A 15,310-nucleotide genomic window follows, 5' to 3' on the forward strand; every position below is an offset into this window, starting at 1 on the left:
GTGTCGTTGATCCACATTCGCAATGCCCGCGACGGCGAAGCGGAGCTGTTGAGCGAAATCGGGCTGAGGGCCTGGCAAAAGGCGATGGCGTCGATCGGCGAATCGGACGCGATGATCGATGCAGCCCGCAACGCCTTTCGCAACTTCGTGGAAAACGACTGGCTGACCATCACCGTCGTCGAGCAGAACGGCCAGGTCGCAGGCTGGGCGGCGCGTGAGGGATTGGACGAAACCATCTCGGATTTCTGGATCGATCCCGCCTTCACCCGCCAGGGTCTGGGCTCCGCCCTTCTCGAGCGCATCGAAAAGGAGATCGCCGACCGAGGCTTCGAGACGGCGGCGATGCAGACCCATTCCGGCAACAACGAAGCGATCGGTTTCTTCCGCAAGCATGGCTACAGCATCCACTGGCTCTCGGTTGCCTATAACCCGAAGCTCGACCGCGACGTGCCCTCGGTTGGGCTGACGAAGCAGCTCGCCTCGGACGGCCAGGGATACGGGCAGGAATTTTGACGTTTCAAAAATTCTGAAGAAGGCGAGGGGCCCATAGCGGCGCAAAGGCCAGCGCACCCGCCAATGTGCCGTGCAGGATCAGGATCGCTGCCAGGATTGACCGGAATGGCTCTTTTCTCGTCTTGTGCCGCAGCAGCTGCTGCGCCGCCACCGCGCCGAGGCTGCCGCCGATCAGCGCGAGGGTAAGCAGAGTACGCTCGCTGATGCGCCACCCGCCATTGCGCGCCGCCTTCTTGTCGAGAAAATAAATAAAGAAGACGAGGAGGTTCAGCGCCAGAAACAATGCGGCCAATTGGGTGATATAGATCATCGTCATGCGGCAACTCTATCGTGCCTCGGTTAACCCGCGGCAAATGTCGCCGCCGGGGTCAAACCACGCTGCGCGCTGTGGCGAAAGCCTTGCACCGGCACGCCATTTCCTTTACCTCACCAATGGAAAAGAACAGCCTGCAAAGAGTATCAGATGACCCTTGTCGACGTCCGCACGCCTGATCCGAAACGCTTCATCCCCGGCGCCACCGGCGACTGGGAAGTCATCGTCGGCATGGAAGTCCATGCCCAGGTGCTGTCCAATTCGAAGCTCTTCTCCGGCGCATCGACGGAATTCGGCAAGCCGCAGAATTCGAATGTCTCGCTGGTCGATGCGGCCATGCCCGGAATGCTGCCCGTCATCAACGAGGAATGTGTCAGGCAGGCCGTGCGCACCGGTCTCGGCCTCAAGGCCCGGATCAACAAGCGCTCGCTCTTCGACCGCAAGAACTATTTCTATCCCGACCTGCCGCAGGGCTATCAGATCTCGCAGTTCAAGGATCCGATCGTTGGCGAGGGCAAGATCGTCATTTCGCTCGGGCCCGACCGCCAAGGCCAGTTCGAGGATATCGAGATCGGCATCGAGCGCCTGCACCTGGAGCAGGATGCCGGCAAGTCGCTGCACGACCAGCACGCCACCATGTCCTATGTCGACCTCAACCGTTCGGGCGTGGCGCTGATGGAGATCGTCTCCAAGCCCGACATGCGCTCGTCCGATGAGGCCAAGGCCTATATGACCAAGCTGCGTTCGATCGTGCGTTATCTCGGCACCTGCGACGGCAACATGGACGAAGGCTCGATGCGCGCCGACGTCAACGTCTCCGTCCGCCGCCCGGGCGAAGGTTTCGGCACGCGCTGCGAGATCAAGAATGTCAACTCCATCCGCTTCATCGGCCAGGCGATCGAATACGAAGCCCGCCGTCAGATCGGCATTCTGGAGGATGGCGGCGCGATCGAGCAGGAGACGCGCCTCTTCGACCCGAACAAGGGCGAGACGCGTTCGATGCGCTCCAAGGAGGACGCGCACGACTATCGTTATTTCCCCGATCCGGATCTATTGCCGCTCGAATTCGATGATGCCTTCGTCACGGCGCTCGCAGCCGATCTGCCGGAACTGCCTGACGACAAGAAGGAGCGCTTCGTGCGCGAACTCGGCCTGTCGATCTACGACGCCTCAGTGCTCGTCTCCGAAAAGGCGATCGCCGATTATTTCGAGGCGGTAGCTGCCGGCCGTGACGGCAAGATGGCGGCAAACTGGGTGATCAACGACCTGCTCGGCGCGCTGAACCGCACCGGCAAGGACATCGAGCAGACGCCGGTCTCGCCGGCCCAGCTCGGCGTCATCATCGATCTCATCAAGGCTGGAACCATTTCCGGCAAGATCGCCAAGGATCTCTTCGAGATCGTGCTGACCGAAGGCGGCGATCCCGCCGAAATCGTCGAAGCGCGTGGCATGAAGCAGGTGACGGATACCGGCGCGATCGAGAAGGCCGTGGACGAGATCATTGCCGCCAATCCCGATCAGGTGGAAAAGGTCAAGGCGAAGCCGACCTTGGCGGCATGGTTCGTTGGCCAAGTGATGAAGGCGACCGGCGGGAAAGCCAATCCGCAGGCCGTCCAGGCGCTCGTCAAGGCGAAGCTCGGCATCGAGGAATAAGCGGTGTATTTCGTCCGCACCGCCGGTGAGCGTGATCTGGAGAAGGTCCGCGCCCTGCTGGTGGAGAGCTTTCACGCCACCTATGACGGCCTGCATGGCAAAGCCAAGGTGGACGAGCTGATCGGCCATCTCTTTACGCCGGCAGCGCTGAAGGCGCGGCTGACGCGAAAGGATGCGGAATTCCTCGTTGCCGACGACGGCCGCAAGATCGGCGGCATGGGGTATGCGGCGATGTCGCAGGAACTGACGAAGACGGTTATGCTGCATCTCCTCTATGTCAGCCCGGCGCTACAGCGCCAGGGCATCGGCCGCGATCTCTTCGCCGAGCTCGAAACCTGCTTTCCGGATGCGGAAATCATGCGCCTCGAAGTCGAGCCGCAGAATGCGGCGGCACTCGCCTTTTATCAGGCCCACGGCTTCACCGAAGTTGGCCGCAACGAGAATAGTGCACCCGGTCAATCCGGCATCCCCTCGCTCATCTTCGAAAAACCTCTCGAAGGGCATTGAGGCATGGCGGCCGATCTACCCGACATTCGCATTCGCCAGGCCCGCCGGGAGGATCTTCCCGCCCTCGAGTCAATCTTGGGGGATCGGCGCCGGGATGATCGAGTTCGCCATATCAGAGGCAAAAGGCCGCGGGATCAAGCGGGTCGCGTTGACCTCGAATGCGATCCGCACAGATGCCCATCGGTTCTGTGAGAGACTGGGGTTCAAGCCCTCGCATATGGGCTTCAAGATGACCTTGAAATGACCCGTGGCTCTCGCGGAATCGCTGGACAATTCGGCTTGGCGACGGCATAAGCGAGGAAATGAGTTCTGGTTTGGCTCGCATCTGGCGGGCACAAGGAAAAGACATGTGGAATCTTCTGGTTCAGACCTTTACCTGGTGGAACAGTCAGACGATGGGCACGCGTTTTGCGACCTGGCGTTTCGGCAAGCGCGTCGGCGAGGATGAATTCGGCAACGTCTATTATGAAGGCGGCATGTCGTCCTACGGTCTGCCCAAGCGCTGGGTGATCTACAAGGGCTATGCCGATGCCTCCGCTATCCCGCCGGGCTGGCATGGCTGGATGCATCATCGCACCGATGTTCCGCCGTCCAAGGAAAACTACATCGCCAAGGAATGGCAGAAGGCGCACCGCCCGAACTTCACCGGGTCTGCGCAGGCCTATCGTCCGCCGGGCTCCATCGCCGTTCCGGGCGAGCGTCCGCGCGTCACCGGCGATTACGACGCCTGGACGCCGGGCAACTGAGGCGGCTCGACCGGGGTAATCCAAAACCCGGCTTTTGGCCACAATTGACCTTTACCCGCAGGTTGGCCGCGCTTGACCGCGGTCTTGAACTGAAAATGTCTGGAGACGGGTACACATGAAGCTCTTCACGCGGAACATGGCGCTGCGTGCCGCCGGGTCGCTGCTGACGCTTTCGGCCCTGCTTCCGCCGGTTGCGGCAAATGCCGCACGCATCGAAAATCCGGTTGCCGTCTTCTCCGGCCTCGACAAGATCACCGGCCGCATCACCACCTTCGACGTTTATGTCAACGAGACGGTGCAGTTCGGCGCGCTGCAGGTGACGCCGAAGGCCTGTTATTCGCGCGACCAGGCCGAAGCGCAGAAGATCGACGGTTTCGTCGAAGTCGACGAAATCACCCTCGACCGCAAGATCCGCCGCATCTTCACCGGCTGGATGTTTGCCGCCAGCCCCGGCCTCAACGCCGTCGAGCACCCGATCTACGACGTCTGGCTGAAGGACTGCAAGACCAGCTCGGACGTGCCCGCCCCGGACGGCGCCAAGGCGACAGCGCGCTAACACGTTTCGGCCAACGTCGCGGTGTCAGCGACGTATTCAACAACAGCGATTTGAAGCGCGGGCCTGGCGCCTGGTCGACGCCGCGAGTCTCTTCAGACGCGCGAAGCAGGTCATACTCTTTGAGTTTACGAATTGTGCGCCTATGCGGCCGGTGTTTTGTTCCGGTTGAAAAGGCCCTTGGCGAAGCGAAGCGCGCCGCCAAGCAGGACGACGACGAGAATGCCGGCCTTTTTGAAGAAGGCGAGAGCGAGTGCCAGCAATCCCACCTTTGCGGCAATCTTGGCGCCCGCACCCGCAGCGATCATTCCTGCCATTCCATAGGCAGCGATCTTGTCGCCTTCCACATAGTCGGTGTAGGCCTTTCCCTTGTCGAACTGCACGAGCTTGGTGACGGTCGGAATGACGCCCTCGATCTCCTTCAATTGATCGAGACCGGCGATGAAGTTGAATTGAAACACGCCCTCGCGGCCGAGCACACGCACGGAATAGTTCAGCGTGTGCTGGGGTTGCTTGTCATCGCCGAACATGAGATCGCGCGCCCAGTGCAGCGCATGCGCCAATGTGTCGTAGTGTGGCGCGGAAGCCCAGCCGACGAGCGTGATCTTCGGAAAACCCTGCTTTTCGCGCTCGACATTATTTTCCCGGATGGAATCTTTGATGTTTTGCAGCAATTCGTCGTAATTCGTCGTGGCGGCATCGGCGTCAGAGACATAGCCGTCGTCGCTGTATTCCACGGTCGAACCCCAGGCCTCGATATCAGTCGGCGCGTATTTCGCCGGGAAGATCATGCCCATCGTTCCCTCGGCCGCTGCCGGAGGGTTTCCCCAAATATCGACCAGTACTATCTTCGCGTCGGCGGGGCTGAGGTAATAGAAGTCGGCAGGCACGTTCAGCGTTGCCTTGGCTTCAGGCAGCTTAATGACACCCTGCTGAAAATCGAGCTTCTCCAGCAATGGCTTTTCTGCGTCGGTGAAATCGGACCTGTTGGCGAACATGTCCTGGTAGGGACGTGCGCTGCCCTGAGCTGTAAACAAGGTGAAAAGGATCGCGGCTGCAATATATCGTTTCAAAATTCTATCCCCCGTTGCGTTCGCGAACCTAATGAAATCGGTTCGAAAATCAACGCCTGGGTGAAATGATCCCGCTTAAAACTTAAGGTGTGGCGACTCCATCGCCGCGGCAAGCATCCCGGCATAATCGGCCTTGGGAACGTCGATCGCTCCGAACGTCTTCAAGTGCTCGGTGGTAAACTGGGTGTCGAGCAGGGTGAAGCCCTTTTCCCTGAGCCGCCCGACCAGATGCACGAGGCAGATCTTCGAGGCATCCGTCCGGCGCGAAAACATGCTTTCGCCGAAGAACGCCGAGCCCAGCGAGACTCCGTAGAGGCCGCCGACCAGTTCATCGCCGTCCCAGGCTTCGACGGTATGGGCATGGCCCATGTCGAAGAGCGTCGAATAGAGCGATCGGATCGTCCGGTTGATCCAGGTGCTCGGGCGCCCGGATGTTTCTTCCGCGCAAGCCGCGATCACTTGATCGAAAGCGTGATCGAAACGGATCTCGAAAGGGTTCCTGCGAACCGTCTTGGCAAGGCTCTTCGACACATGGAAATGGTCGAACGGCAGTACGCCGCGCAGCTCCGGCTCGACCCAGAAAATCTCCGGGTCGTCCGCGGATTCGGCCATCGGGAAGAGGCCGATGGAATAGGCGCGCAGGAGAATTTCAGGGGTAATGCCTGGTGACTTCCTGCGCGATCCTGCCATTCCCGCCCTATGCCGCCGGTGTGTTGGCGAGGTAGTGTTCCAGCCAGTGGATGTCGTAATCGCCGTTGGCGATATCCTGGTTGGAGACGAGATCCTGGAACAGCGGCAGCGTCGTATTGATGCCGTCGACGACGAATTCATCGAGCGCCCGGCGCAGCCGCATCATGCATTCGACGCGGGTCCGGCCGTGCACGATCAGCTTGCCGATCAGGCTGTCGTAATAGGGCGGGATCTTGTAGCCCTGATAGGCGCCGGAATCGATGCGCACGCCGAGGCCGCCCGGGGCGTGGAAATGCGTGATCGTGCCGGGCGACGGCACGAAGGTGCGCGGGTGCTCGGCATTGATGCGGCATTCGATGGCGTGGCCGGAAAAATGCACCTCGTCCTGCGTCACCGAGAGACCGCCGCCGGAGGCAACGCGGATCTGCTCGTGCACCAGGTCGATGCCGGTGATCGCTTCCGTGATCGGGTGCTCCACCTGCAGGCGGGTGTTCATTTCGATGAAATAGAACTCGCCATTCTCGTAGAGGAATTCGATCGTGCCGGCGCCGCGATATTTCAGCTTCTTCATGGCGTCGGCACAGACCTGGCCGATCTTCATGCGCTGCTCGACGTTGAGCGCCGGCGAATTCGCCTCTTCCCAGACCTTCTGGTGGCGGCGCTGCAGCGAGCAGTCGCGCTCGCCGAGATGGATGGCATTGCCTTCGCCGTCGCCGAATACCTGGATTTCGATGTGCCGCGGCTTGCCGAGATATTTTTCCATATAGACGGCATCGTTGCCGAAGGCGGCTGCTGCTTCGGTGCGCGCCGTCGACCAGGCCTCGATCAGGTCGGCCTCGCTCTTGGCGACCTTCATGCCGCGTCCGCCACCGCCGGCGGTTGCCTTGATCAGCACGGGATAGCCGATTTCGGCGGCTGTCTTCAGCGCGTCCTCTTCGGTCTTTACTTCGCCGTCCGAACCCGGAACAACCGGGATGCCGAGTTCCAGCGCCGTCGTCTTGGCGGTGATCTTGTCACCCATGATGCGGATATGGTCCGCCGTCGGCCCGATGAAGGTGATGCCGTGAGCTTCGAGAATATCGGCAAATTTGGCATTCTCAGACAGAAAGCCGTAGCCCGGATGCACGGCATCGGCGCCGGTGATCTCGCAGGCGGCGACGATCTGATGGATATTGAGATAGCTCTCGCGCGAAGATGGCGGGCCGATGCAGACACTTTCGTCGGCAAGGCGCACATGCATGGCATCGGCGTCGGCGGTGGAATGAACCACGACGCAGGCAATGCCGAGCTCCTTGCAGGCCCGAAGCACGCGAAGGGCGATTTCCCCGCGATTGGCGATGAGGATTTTCGAAATCATGGGCATGGGCCTATTCGATGACGACGAGGGCTTGGCCGTATTCGACGGGATGTCCGTCATCGACGAGGATTTCGGTCACCTTGCCCGATTTCGGCGAAGGGATCTGGTTCATCGTCTTCATCGCTTCGATGATGATCAGCGTCTGGCCTTCCTTGACGGTCGCGCCGATTTCGATGAACGGACGGGCGCCCGGAGCCGGCGCCATGTAGACGGTGCCGACCATCGGTGCATTGACTGTATTGGCGGGGTTGCGGGCGGGGGCTGCGGCGGGGGCTGCACCCGCTGCTGCCGGTGCGGCGGCCGGCGCTGCATAGGCCGGTGCTGCGATCGGCGCCTGGACATATTGCTGGGTGCCGGCGCGCGAGACGCGGATGCGCAGGTCGTCCTGCTCAACCTCGATTTCGGTCAGATCGGTCTCGTTGAGGATATTGGCGAGATCGCGGATCAGTGCCTGATCGATACCCGATTTCTTTTCAACCATGGTGTTGCCCTGTCTTCTTCTTATGCCGTGATGTTCTTCAGCGCGTGGAGCGCCAGGATGTAGCTGTGGGGCCCGAAACCGCAGATCACACCCTTGCATGCCGGCGCGATCATCGATTTGTGGCGGAATTCTTCCCGCGCATGGACGTTCGATATGTGGAGCTCGATGACGGGAATGGAAATAGCGCGGATCGCATCATGCAGCGCAACCGACGTATGCGTATAGGCGCCCGCATTGATGGCGACACCGGCGGCTTTGTCGTCGGCCTCATGGAACCAGTCGACGAGCGTACCTTCGTGGTTGCTCTGGCGGAAATCGACGTCGAAGCCCAGTTCGCGGCCGGCAGCTTTGCAGTCCGCCTCGATGTCCTTCAGCGTCTTGCCGCCATAAATGCCGGGCTCTCGTTTGCCCAGCATGTTCAGGTTGGGGCCGTTCAGGACAAAAATCGTTTGCGTCATCGAATGTTCCGTAAAATGTACGACGGCAACCTATAGACTCCGCGAAGGCTGAATGAAAGCCCTTACGGATTGGCCGACAGGAATCGCGCCACATTTGTCCACATGGTTGAAACGCTTCGATTTTGGCGATTTGATGGGCGGCCGCCGGGCGGCTGACCTGCTCAGCAGGCGGTCTTGCCGCAACTGCGCATATTCTTGACCTTGGCTTCGAGATCGTCGAGACCGACGGCGCCCGGCACCAGTTCGTTGCCGATTACATAGGACGGCGTGCCGCTGATGCCGAGGCTGGAAGCAAGCTGGTAGGTCGCCTGGACGATGCCGTCATTCGGACTCTTGGCCATTTCGGCGCGGATCTTGTCCTCGCTGACGCCGAGCGAAGCGGCAACCGCGATCGCCGTTTCGTCCGAGGCGCGGCCTTCGGTGCCGAGCAGGGCGACGTGGAATTCGGCGTATTTCTCCGGCGCCAGCTTGCGGAAGGCGTCGGCTACCTTGTGGGCGGCGACCGAATCCGGCCCGAGGATCGGAAATTCCTTGAGCACGAAGCGGACGTTCTTGTCCTTCTTCAGCATTGCCTGCATGTCGGGAAGCGCGTGACGGCAGTAGCTGCAATTATAATCGAAGAATTCGACGACAGTGACATCGCCCTTGGGGTTGCCGAGCGTGACGTCGTTCTTCGAATCGAAGATGTCGGCGGTATTTTCATCGATCGCCATATTGGCCTTCACCAGCCGCTGGGCTTCCTGCTTCTTCTGCAGTGCATCCTGGACGTCGAGCATGATCTCGGGATTCTCGATCAGATATTGCTTGATGAATTCGCCGAACTCCTTCTTCTGCTGGTCGTCGAGCGCTGCCGCGGGAAACGGAAGGGCGATCGATGCGGCAAGCGCCAGTGCGGTGAAGCTTTTCGAGAAGAAGGCCATGATATCCTCGTCATCGGCGATGTGGTCTTGGTCGGGAAGACCGTCGCCGGGTTATGGACTTGAATGCGTCGCGTCAAGGTACGGTGCGCCGAGTTCTGTTCAAACAGGAATTTTCACCCTTGCGCCGCCCTCGCGGGATTGTGATGAGCCGATTAATGCGGCAATTGTCTGGCCATCATCGAAGAAGCCGAGCGAGAAGCGATCTTGTTTTCCATATCGAAACGCAGCGAAGTCGAGCCATTTCATGCCATGGACGTCCTGGCGGAGGCGACGAAGCGGCGCGCGGCCGGCCATCCGGTCATCTCGATGGCGGTCGGCCAGCCCTCGCATCCAGCCCCTCAGGCGGCCCTCGATGCGGCGCGCCAAGCCCTCGCCGAAGGCCGGATCGGTTATACCGATGCGCTGGGCACGGCGCGGCTGAAATCGGCACTTGCCGGGCACTACAGGGATCGCCACGGCCTGGAGATCGATCCCAGACGGATCGCCGTCACCACCGGTTCCTCGGCCGGCTTCAATCTCGCCTTCCTGTCGCTCTTCGATGCCGGCGATGCGGTGGCAATCGCAAGACCCGGTTATCCGGCCTATCGCAATATTCTCGGCGCGCTGGGCCTGAGGGTTGTCGAAGTGCCGGTAACAGCGGAGACGCACTTCACGCTCACCCCTGAAAGCCTCGAGGCGGTGCAGAAGGAAAGCGGCGTGACGCTGAAGGGTGTGCTGCTGGCAAGCCCCGCCAACCCGACCGGCACGGTGACCGGCCGCGACGGGCTGAAGGCGCTTGCAGATTACTGCGCGGCCCATTCCATCGCCTTCATTTCCGATGAAATCTATCACGGGCTGACCTTCGCCGGCGAGGAGGCGAGCGCGCTCGAGCTGACTGACGAGGCGATCGTTATCAACTCCTTCTCCAAATATTATTGCATGACCGGCTGGCGAATCGGCTGGATGGTGCTGCCCGAACGCCTGGTGCGGCCGATCGAGCGGGTGGCGCAGAGCCTCTATATCTCCCCGCCCGAACTCTCCCAGATCGCCGCCACGGCCGCGCTCGGCGCCGGCGAAGAGCTCGATCGCTACAAGGCGAGTTATGCCGCCAACCGCGATTTGCTGATGAAGCGCCTGCCGCAAATCGGCCTTTCGATCGCCTCGCCGATGGACGGCGCCTTCTATGCCTATCTCGACGTCACCCGCTTCACCAATGACAGCATGGATTTTGCCAAACGCATGCTCGCGGAAATCGATGTCGCGGCAACACCCGGTCTCGATTTCGATCCGCTGGAGGGACATCGAACCCTGCGTCTGTCCTATGCGGGCTCGCAAGCCGAGATCGGCGAGGCGGTGGAGCGAATCGCAGCCTGGTTGAAATAACGCGCCGGCGGCGCTCGCTCTCCTATCGCTTAGCTGCGCGACGAAAACAGCGAGGCGAGCGTCGAGGACGGCTTGTTGTTCAGCCGCGGCACGACCACGAGCTGCTTGATATCGCCGCGCTTGTAGGCGGCGAGGAAGCGTTTGTAATCCTTGAAGGAAACGCAGCCGTTGGAATCGCCGTTCTTGCCGAGCATGTAGGTGTGGGCAAGCAGGCCGACGCGGTCATAGATGGCATCCGAGCCTTCGAGCGGCGTCAGCCGCAGCGCTTCGACGCCATGGAAGAGGCTTTCCCGCATGGTCAGCGCGTAGGTGTGCGGCGGCGTCGGTCCGCGCATCTTCTTGTTCGCGAAACGCGGATTGTCGCGCATCTTGCCGAGACCGGAATGGGCTTCCAGCCTCTCGCCGTTCGGCAGATAGACCGTGCTGTTCTCGATGTCGTAGATCGCCACGCCGGCGCGCAGCTTCGGCGAGAAGACCGGCTTGTCGTAGCGTGGCACCGCATCGTCCTCGTCGTCCTGAATCGGCGAGTTCGGCTGGGCGTAGGCAAGGGCAGGCTCGGCGCGCTGCGAACCCTTGGCGGTCGGCGCCGGTTTGCCGATAAGGCCGTCGGGACGCGCCATCGGCAGCGGCACGGAATCTTCTTCCGGCGTCAGCACGAGATCGAAAGGCGGCGCGTCATCGGCCGCGGCAACGACCACCGGTGCGGGTTGCGAGGCGGGAATTGACGCCGTTCTGACAGGAGTTGCGGGTGGCTCGACCGGCGGCGGCGCGATCTGCCGGGACCCCGCATCGGCAAGCGCCAGCAGGGCCGGGAGTTCGGCAGCGGCGACGGCCTCCTTTGAAGGAACGATGATCCGGTCGCCGTCGTCTTCTACAGTCTCTGCCGAGGCGACCTCGACGGGTGGCGCTGTGACCACATCATCCTTGCGGAATTTGGCGCTGTCGGAAATCGCGGCAACCGCAGGCTGCTCGGCAGCCATGACAAGCCGATTGTGTTTTGTCAGCGCCGCCAATGCCATTGCGGCTGCATTGGTCTTCTGCGCATGCGATTGGACGAGGTCGGCGGTAAGGGCGATGACCGGTTTGGCATCGAAGGCCGCCAGCCGATCGGCTTTGCCGACATGGATCAGTCGTTCGTGCGCCGCCGGCTTGGGCTTCGGCGCGGATACGACCTGCGTGAATTTTTCGGGCCGAGAAACCGGTGCGCCGATGGAATGCATCGTCGCCAAGGTGGCGATCAGCCATGTGGAGGTTAGAAATCCGGCGCCGACAACGCCGTAAAGGAAACCGCGAGATCTGCGCAAACGAACAGCAAATCCGCCAAGAGGGGTGACGTCATCGAACGTCCCGACCGCAAACGCCATACTACACTCGTCTTTCAAACTCGCTACGCAGGCCGGCGGCACTGACTGACTACACTTCGCCGGGGCCGGTAATGGCGCAAATGGGCCGAATTTAGACCACCCGCGACATCCGACTGTTTCGCAAGGATGACGAATTATGGTTTCTAATTTATTTACGCGGCGTTGCGCTTTCTCACGACGTCTCAAAAAGAGATGAGGGGATCCCTTTCAGACGCGTTCCATCACATAACTTCCGGGCGCTTCCTCGATCGCATTCAGCGCATCGCCGCCCGGTTTGCGCGCCGCAACGCGCCTGCCGTCATGGGTCTCGATCCAGGCCTGCCAATGCGGCCACCATGATCCCGGCGTCTCGCTCGCCTGCTCGATCCAGGTCTCGTACTCGCCCTTGGCTGGGCCGCCCGTCCAGAACTGGTACTTCTTCTTGTCGGGAGGGTTGACGACGCCGGCGATATGTCCCGAGCCGGTGACCACGAATTCCACCTTGCCGCCGAAGAACTGGCTGCCGAGGAAGACCGATTTGGCAGGGGCGATGTGATCCTCGCGGGTGGCGAGATTATAGATCGGGATCTTTACATCCTTCAGCGACACCGGCTTGCCGTCGAGGATCATCTCGTTCCGCGTCAGCGCATTTTTCAAATAGCAATTGCGCAGATAGAAGGCATGGTTTGCCGCCGCCATGCGGGTCGAATCGGCGTTCCAGAACAACAGGTCGAAGGGCAGGGGCTCCTGACCCTTGAGGTAGCTGTTGACGAAATAAGGCCAGATCAGCTCGGACGCGCGCAGCATGTTGAAAGCCATCGACATCTTCGAGCCGTCGAGATAGCCGGCCGCCTTCATATGCTCTTCGAGCGCTGAAAGCTGCTCCTCGTCGACGAAGACCTTCAGGTCGCCGGCATGGGTGAAATCGACCTGGGTGGTGAAGAGCGTCGCAGTCTTGATGCGCTTGTTCTTCTCCTTGGCATGCAGCGCCAGGGTCGCGGCAAGCAATGTGCCGCCGACGCAGTAACCGACGGCGTTGACCTCCTTCTCGCCGGTGGCCTTCTCGATCGTCTCGAGCGCGAAATCGATGCCCTCGCGGGCATAGGCCGCCCAGTCCTTCTCGGCATGGCGTGCGTCCGGATTGACCCAGGAAATGACGAAGACGGTTTGGCCCTGGTCGACGCACCATTTGATGAAGGATTTCTGCGGATTGAGATCGAGAATATAAAATTTGTTAATCCAGGGCGGGCAGATCAGCAAAGGTCGCTTCAGCACCGTGTCAGTCGAAGCTTCGTACTGGATGATCTGGCAGATGTCGTTCTGGGCGATCACTTTGCCCGGCGTCAGCGCCATGTCGCGGCCGACGGCGAATTTCGTCATGTCGGTCTGGCGAAGGCGAAGCTCTCCGTTTCCGGCAGCGATGTCCTCGGCAAGCATCCTCATCCCACGCACCAGGTTTTCGCCGCTGGTCGCGATCGTCTCGCGGTAGAGTTGCGGATTGGTGGCGACGAAGTTGCTTGGCGAAAGCGCGGCCGTGATCTGCTTCACGTAGAATCCGGCCTTGTGCTTGGTGTGCTCGTCGAGGCCATCGGTCTCCGACACCAGCTTTTCCACCCAGTCTGTGGTGACGAAATAGACCTGGCGGAGAAAATCGAAGAACGGGTTCTTCTCCCAGTCCTGGTCGGAGAAGCGTTTGTCCTTGCGGGTATCCGGTTCGGGAGGCGAGGGCTCGCCTTGCATGCGCTGCATCGAACGCATCCAGATGCCGAAGAACGAGGACATCAGCTGCGTCTGCGCCTCGAAGGTGCGGCGAGGATCGGTAATCCAGTATTCGGTGACCTTGGAAAGCGTCTTGACCATGTCGGTCATCGGATCGACGGCGGTTTCGCTGATCTCGCCGCGTTCGCGCGGCGCAAGCCAGGCTGAGGCAGCCTGTCCGAGATTCTCGAGCGCCCGGGCGAGATTCATCGCCATGGCCTCAGGATCCTTCAACAGATAGGGATCGAGATCGGTTGCGTTGAAACCGGCCTTGCCGCCATTCTTCTGGCCGCCATTTTCCTGCTTGCTGTCGGTCACCATTTCCTCCCGGCGGCAGCACTGTTTTTATCCATTCGTTGTACATCGTGATCGAACGAGAAAACAAGTTCCACCCGCATCGGCTCATGCTATTGCTTTGTGGCTGCGACAAATTTAACAGTCGACGCAGTCAGAACTGGATTTTGAGGCATGACGAAGAACGGCATCAGGCGCGTCGCAAACTTCAACCGCATCGCATTGATCTGCGCCGCGGCGGCGATGGCCCTTGCCGGATGCAATCTGACGGCGGAACAAAAAGCTGCTGCCGCCGCCAAGCGCGCGGCGCCGACCGCTGTCGTCATGCCGGCCACCAAGGGCGAAGCGGTCGAAGGCGGCCTGGCAAAATCGCCGGACGGTTATCCGAATTTCGGCGCGCCGCTGACCGCCGCCAATGTCCAGATGAGCGACGAGCAGGCGGCCGACCTGCAGCATCAGCTGACGGCACTTGCCGCCCGGCGCAAGGCCGGCACGCTCTCGGAGGCCGAATATCAGGCCAAGGTCGCCGAAATGCGCCGCCTTGCCGCCGAACACGGCACGGATACGCTCTCCGAAATCTCCAAATAGACCTTGCCTTTCAGGCAATTTGGACGCAAAGCCTTCCGGATGGATCGGAAGATACGATTTTCCCGATAATGCGCGCTCCGCGGCCTTTCCGTCAAAGATTTGCCGCGTGGCTTAGGTCTGATGAATACGGCGTTGCGATTCTGAAGTTCGTGTCGCAGCCGCCGGGAGACGGAACGAACTTCGACTGCGGCCCGAAATGCCGCCTTTCCATGGGGAATGAAATGGAAGAGTTTCACAAAGTCCGGCGTTTGCCGCCTTATGTTTTCGAACAGGTCAACCGTTTGAAAGCAAGCGCGCGAGCGGGCGGCGCCGATATCATCGATCTCGGCATGGGAAACCCCGATCTTCCCACTCCTCAGTCGATCGTCGATAAGCTGTGCGAGGTCGTGCAGGATCCGCGCACGCACCGTTATTCCTCCTCCAAGGGCATTCCCGGTCTGCGCCGCGCCCAGGCGGCCTATTATGCCCGCCGTTTCGGCGTCAAGCTCAACCCGGATACGCAGGTGGTCGCCACCCTCGGCTCCAAGGAAGGCTTTGCCAATATGGCGCAGGCGATCACCGCGCCCGGCGACGTCATCCTCTGCCCGAACCCGACCTATCCGATCCATGCCTTCGGCTTTCTGATGGCGGGTGGCGTGATCCGCTCCATGTCGGTTGAGCCGGATGAGAGCTTTTTCCCGCCGCTGGAGCGGGCGGTCCGG

The 15,310-nt window shown here is 60.9% G+C and carries 19 protein-coding genes; 9 read left to right on the plus strand and 10 right to left on the minus strand.

Annotation, left to right across the window (positions count from 1 at the left end; genetic code table 11):
• The first annotated feature begins 6 nt into the window (after nt 1-6).
• Nucleotides 7-513 (plus strand): GNAT family N-acetyltransferase, encoded by a 507-nt coding sequence (locus tag ATY29_RS03665; RefSeq protein WP_003573476.1) that lies wholly within the window; start codon nt 7-9, stop codon nt 511-513.
• Between the two features lie 4 nt (nt 514-517).
• Here ATY29_RS03665 and ATY29_RS03670 read toward each other — a convergent pair whose 3' ends face one another.
• A complete protein-coding gene (locus ATY29_RS03670; RefSeq protein WP_003573474.1) occupies nt 518-829 on the minus strand; it encodes a DUF1294 domain-containing protein in 312 nt (103 codons plus the stop codon).
• 147 nt (nt 830-976) lie between these two features.
• Between ATY29_RS03670 and gatB the strand changes: the two genes are divergently transcribed.
• The 5 genes from gatB (at nt 977) to ATY29_RS03695 (ending at nt 4,288) form a co-directional block, all read left to right on the plus strand.
• Entirely contained in the window at nt 977-2,479 is a 1,503-nt protein-coding gene (gatB, locus tag ATY29_RS03675) for an Asp-tRNA(Asn)/Glu-tRNA(Gln) amidotransferase subunit GatB (protein WP_025416078.1), read from the plus strand.
• Between the two features lie 3 nt (nt 2,480-2,482).
• Nucleotides 2,483-2,986 carry a GNAT family N-acetyltransferase gene (locus ATY29_RS03680; RefSeq protein WP_003573471.1) on the plus strand — a complete coding sequence of 168 codons (504 nt, stop codon included), beginning with the start codon at nt 2,483-2,485 and terminating at the stop codon, nt 2,984-2,986.
• Nucleotides 2,925-3,230 carry a GNAT family N-acetyltransferase gene (locus tag ATY29_RS38290; RefSeq protein WP_342210720.1) on the plus strand — a complete coding sequence of 102 codons (306 nt, stop codon included), beginning with the start codon at nt 2,925-2,927 and terminating at the stop codon, nt 3,228-3,230. Before ATY29_RS03680 ends, ATY29_RS38290 begins: the two co-directional genes overlap by 62 nt.
• A gap of 103 nt (nt 3,231-3,333) precedes the next feature.
• A complete protein-coding gene (locus tag ATY29_RS03690) occupies nt 3,334-3,732 on the plus strand; it encodes an NADH:ubiquinone oxidoreductase subunit NDUFA12 (RefSeq protein WP_003573469.1) in 399 nt (132 codons plus the stop codon).
• Nucleotides 3,733-3,847: 115 nt separating this feature from the next.
• Nucleotides 3,848-4,288: a DUF2155 domain-containing protein gene (locus ATY29_RS03695; RefSeq protein WP_003573466.1), complete on the plus strand. Its 441-nt coding sequence runs from the start codon at nt 3,848-3,850 to the stop codon at nt 4,286-4,288.
• Nucleotides 4,289-4,428: 140 nt separating this feature from the next.
• Here ATY29_RS03695 and ATY29_RS03700 read toward each other — a convergent pair whose 3' ends face one another.
• From ATY29_RS03700 to ATY29_RS36710, 7 genes are all read right to left on the minus strand, one after another.
• Nucleotides 4,429-5,358, minus strand: a complete 930-nt coding sequence (locus ATY29_RS03700; RefSeq protein WP_097535199.1) for a DUF2167 domain-containing protein — start codon at nt 5,356-5,358, stop codon at nt 4,429-4,431.
• Between the two features lie 75 nt (nt 5,359-5,433).
• Nucleotides 5,434-6,048, minus strand: a complete 615-nt coding sequence (gene aat, locus ATY29_RS03705) for a leucyl/phenylalanyl-tRNA--protein transferase (RefSeq protein ID WP_003573463.1) — start codon at nt 6,046-6,048, stop codon at nt 5,434-5,436.
• 7 nt (nt 6,049-6,055) lie between these two features.
• Nucleotides 6,056-7,411, minus strand: a complete 1,356-nt coding sequence (gene accC / locus ATY29_RS03710; protein WP_172601182.1) for an acetyl-CoA carboxylase biotin carboxylase subunit — start codon at nt 7,409-7,411, stop codon at nt 6,056-6,058.
• Between the two features lie 4 nt (nt 7,412-7,415).
• A complete protein-coding gene (gene accB, locus ATY29_RS03715) occupies nt 7,416-7,886 on the minus strand; it encodes an acetyl-CoA carboxylase biotin carboxyl carrier protein (RefSeq protein WP_097535201.1) in 471 nt (156 codons plus the stop codon).
• 20 nt (nt 7,887-7,906) lie between these two features.
• A complete protein-coding gene (gene aroQ / locus ATY29_RS03720; RefSeq protein ID WP_097535204.1) occupies nt 7,907-8,344 on the minus strand; it encodes a type II 3-dehydroquinate dehydratase in 438 nt (145 codons plus the stop codon).
• A gap of 161 nt (nt 8,345-8,505) precedes the next feature.
• Nucleotides 8,506-9,264, minus strand: a complete 759-nt coding sequence (locus tag ATY29_RS03725) for a DsbA family protein (RefSeq protein WP_025416083.1) — start codon at nt 9,262-9,264, stop codon at nt 8,506-8,508.
• A gap of 99 nt (nt 9,265-9,363) precedes the next feature.
• Nucleotides 9,364-9,510, minus strand: coding sequence for a hypothetical protein (locus tag ATY29_RS36710; protein WP_165779383.1), 147 nt, complete (start codon nt 9,508-9,510; stop codon nt 9,364-9,366).
• On the opposite strand from ATY29_RS36710, the gene ATY29_RS03730 reads away from it, so the two are divergent.
• Nucleotides 9,469-10,626 (plus strand): pyridoxal phosphate-dependent aminotransferase, encoded by a 1,158-nt coding sequence (locus tag ATY29_RS03730; protein WP_097535205.1) that lies wholly within the window; start codon nt 9,469-9,471, stop codon nt 10,624-10,626. The genes ATY29_RS36710 and ATY29_RS03730 overlap by 42 nt on opposite strands.
• A 29-nt stretch (nt 10,627-10,655) precedes the next feature.
• Here the strand turns inward: ATY29_RS03730 and ATY29_RS03735 are convergent, their stop codons facing one another.
• Together ATY29_RS03735 and ATY29_RS03740 are read right to left on the minus strand one after the other, a co-directional pair.
• A complete protein-coding gene (locus ATY29_RS03735; protein WP_025416085.1) occupies nt 10,656-11,990 on the minus strand; it encodes a DUF2778 domain-containing protein in 1,335 nt (444 codons plus the stop codon).
• Between the two features lie 207 nt (nt 11,991-12,197).
• Complete coding sequence (locus tag ATY29_RS03740) at nt 12,198-14,048, minus strand: PHA/PHB synthase family protein (RefSeq protein WP_038573818.1); 1,851 nt, start codon at nt 14,046-14,048, stop codon at nt 12,198-12,200.
• A gap of 147 nt (nt 14,049-14,195) precedes the next feature.
• On the opposite strand from ATY29_RS03740, the gene ATY29_RS03745 reads away from it, so the two are divergent.
• On the plus strand, nt 14,196-14,609 hold the full coding sequence (locus ATY29_RS03745; protein ID WP_025416086.1) for a hypothetical protein: 414 nt from the start codon (nt 14,196-14,198) through the stop codon (nt 14,607-14,609).
• Nucleotides 14,610-14,830: 221 nt separating this feature from the next.
• The coding region (locus ATY29_RS03750) for an aminotransferase class I/II-fold pyridoxal phosphate-dependent enzyme (protein WP_133118179.1) at nt 14,831-15,310 on the plus strand (480 nt) is incomplete at its 3' end.

The organism is Rhizobium hidalgonense (assembly GCF_002914525.1).
GTDB lineage: Bacteria > Pseudomonadota > Alphaproteobacteria > Rhizobiales > Rhizobiaceae > Rhizobium > Rhizobium hidalgonense.

What these genes read in the sequence shown, in the direction of transcription:
- ATY29_RS03695 (WP_003573466.1), top strand. Translation starts at nt 3,848, where the DNA reads ATGAAGCTCTTCACGCGGAACATGGCGCTGCGTGCCGCCGGGTCGCTG.
- aroQ (WP_097535204.1), bottom strand. Translation starts at nt 8,344, where the DNA reads ATGACGCAAACGATTTTTGTCCTGAACGGCCCCAACCTGAACATGCTG.
- ATY29_RS03740 (WP_038573818.1), bottom strand. Translation starts at nt 14,048, where the DNA reads ATGGTGACCGACAGCAAGCAGGAAAATGGCGGCCAGAAGAATGGCGGC.
- aat (WP_003573463.1), bottom strand. Translation starts at nt 6,048, where the DNA reads ATGGCAGGATCGCGCAGGAAGTCACCAGGCATTACCCCTGAAATTCTC.
- ATY29_RS03690 (WP_003573469.1), top strand. Translation starts at nt 3,334, where the DNA reads ATGTGGAATCTTCTGGTTCAGACCTTTACCTGGTGGAACAGTCAGACG.
- ATY29_RS03670 (WP_003573474.1), bottom strand. Translation starts at nt 829, where the DNA reads ATGACGATGATCTATATCACCCAATTGGCCGCATTGTTTCTGGCGCTG.
- accC (WP_172601182.1), bottom strand. Translation starts at nt 7,411, where the DNA reads ATGCCCATGATTTCGAAAATCCTCATCGCCAATCGCGGGGAAATCGCC.
- gatB (WP_025416078.1), top strand. Translation starts at nt 977, where the DNA reads ATGACCCTTGTCGACGTCCGCACGCCTGATCCGAAACGCTTCATCCCC.
- ATY29_RS03725 (WP_025416083.1), bottom strand. Translation starts at nt 9,264, where the DNA reads ATGGCCTTCTTCTCGAAAAGCTTCACCGCACTGGCGCTTGCCGCATCG.
- ATY29_RS03735 (WP_025416085.1), bottom strand. Translation starts at nt 11,990, where the DNA reads ATGGCGTTTGCGGTCGGGACGTTCGATGACGTCACCCCTCTTGGCGGA.
- ATY29_RS36710 (WP_165779383.1), bottom strand. Translation starts at nt 9,510, where the DNA reads ATGAAATGGCTCGACTTCGCTGCGTTTCGATATGGAAAACAAGATCGC.
- ATY29_RS03745 (WP_025416086.1), top strand. Translation starts at nt 14,196, where the DNA reads ATGACGAAGAACGGCATCAGGCGCGTCGCAAACTTCAACCGCATCGCA.
- accB (WP_097535201.1), bottom strand. Translation starts at nt 7,886, where the DNA reads ATGGTTGAAAAGAAATCGGGTATCGATCAGGCACTGATCCGCGATCTC.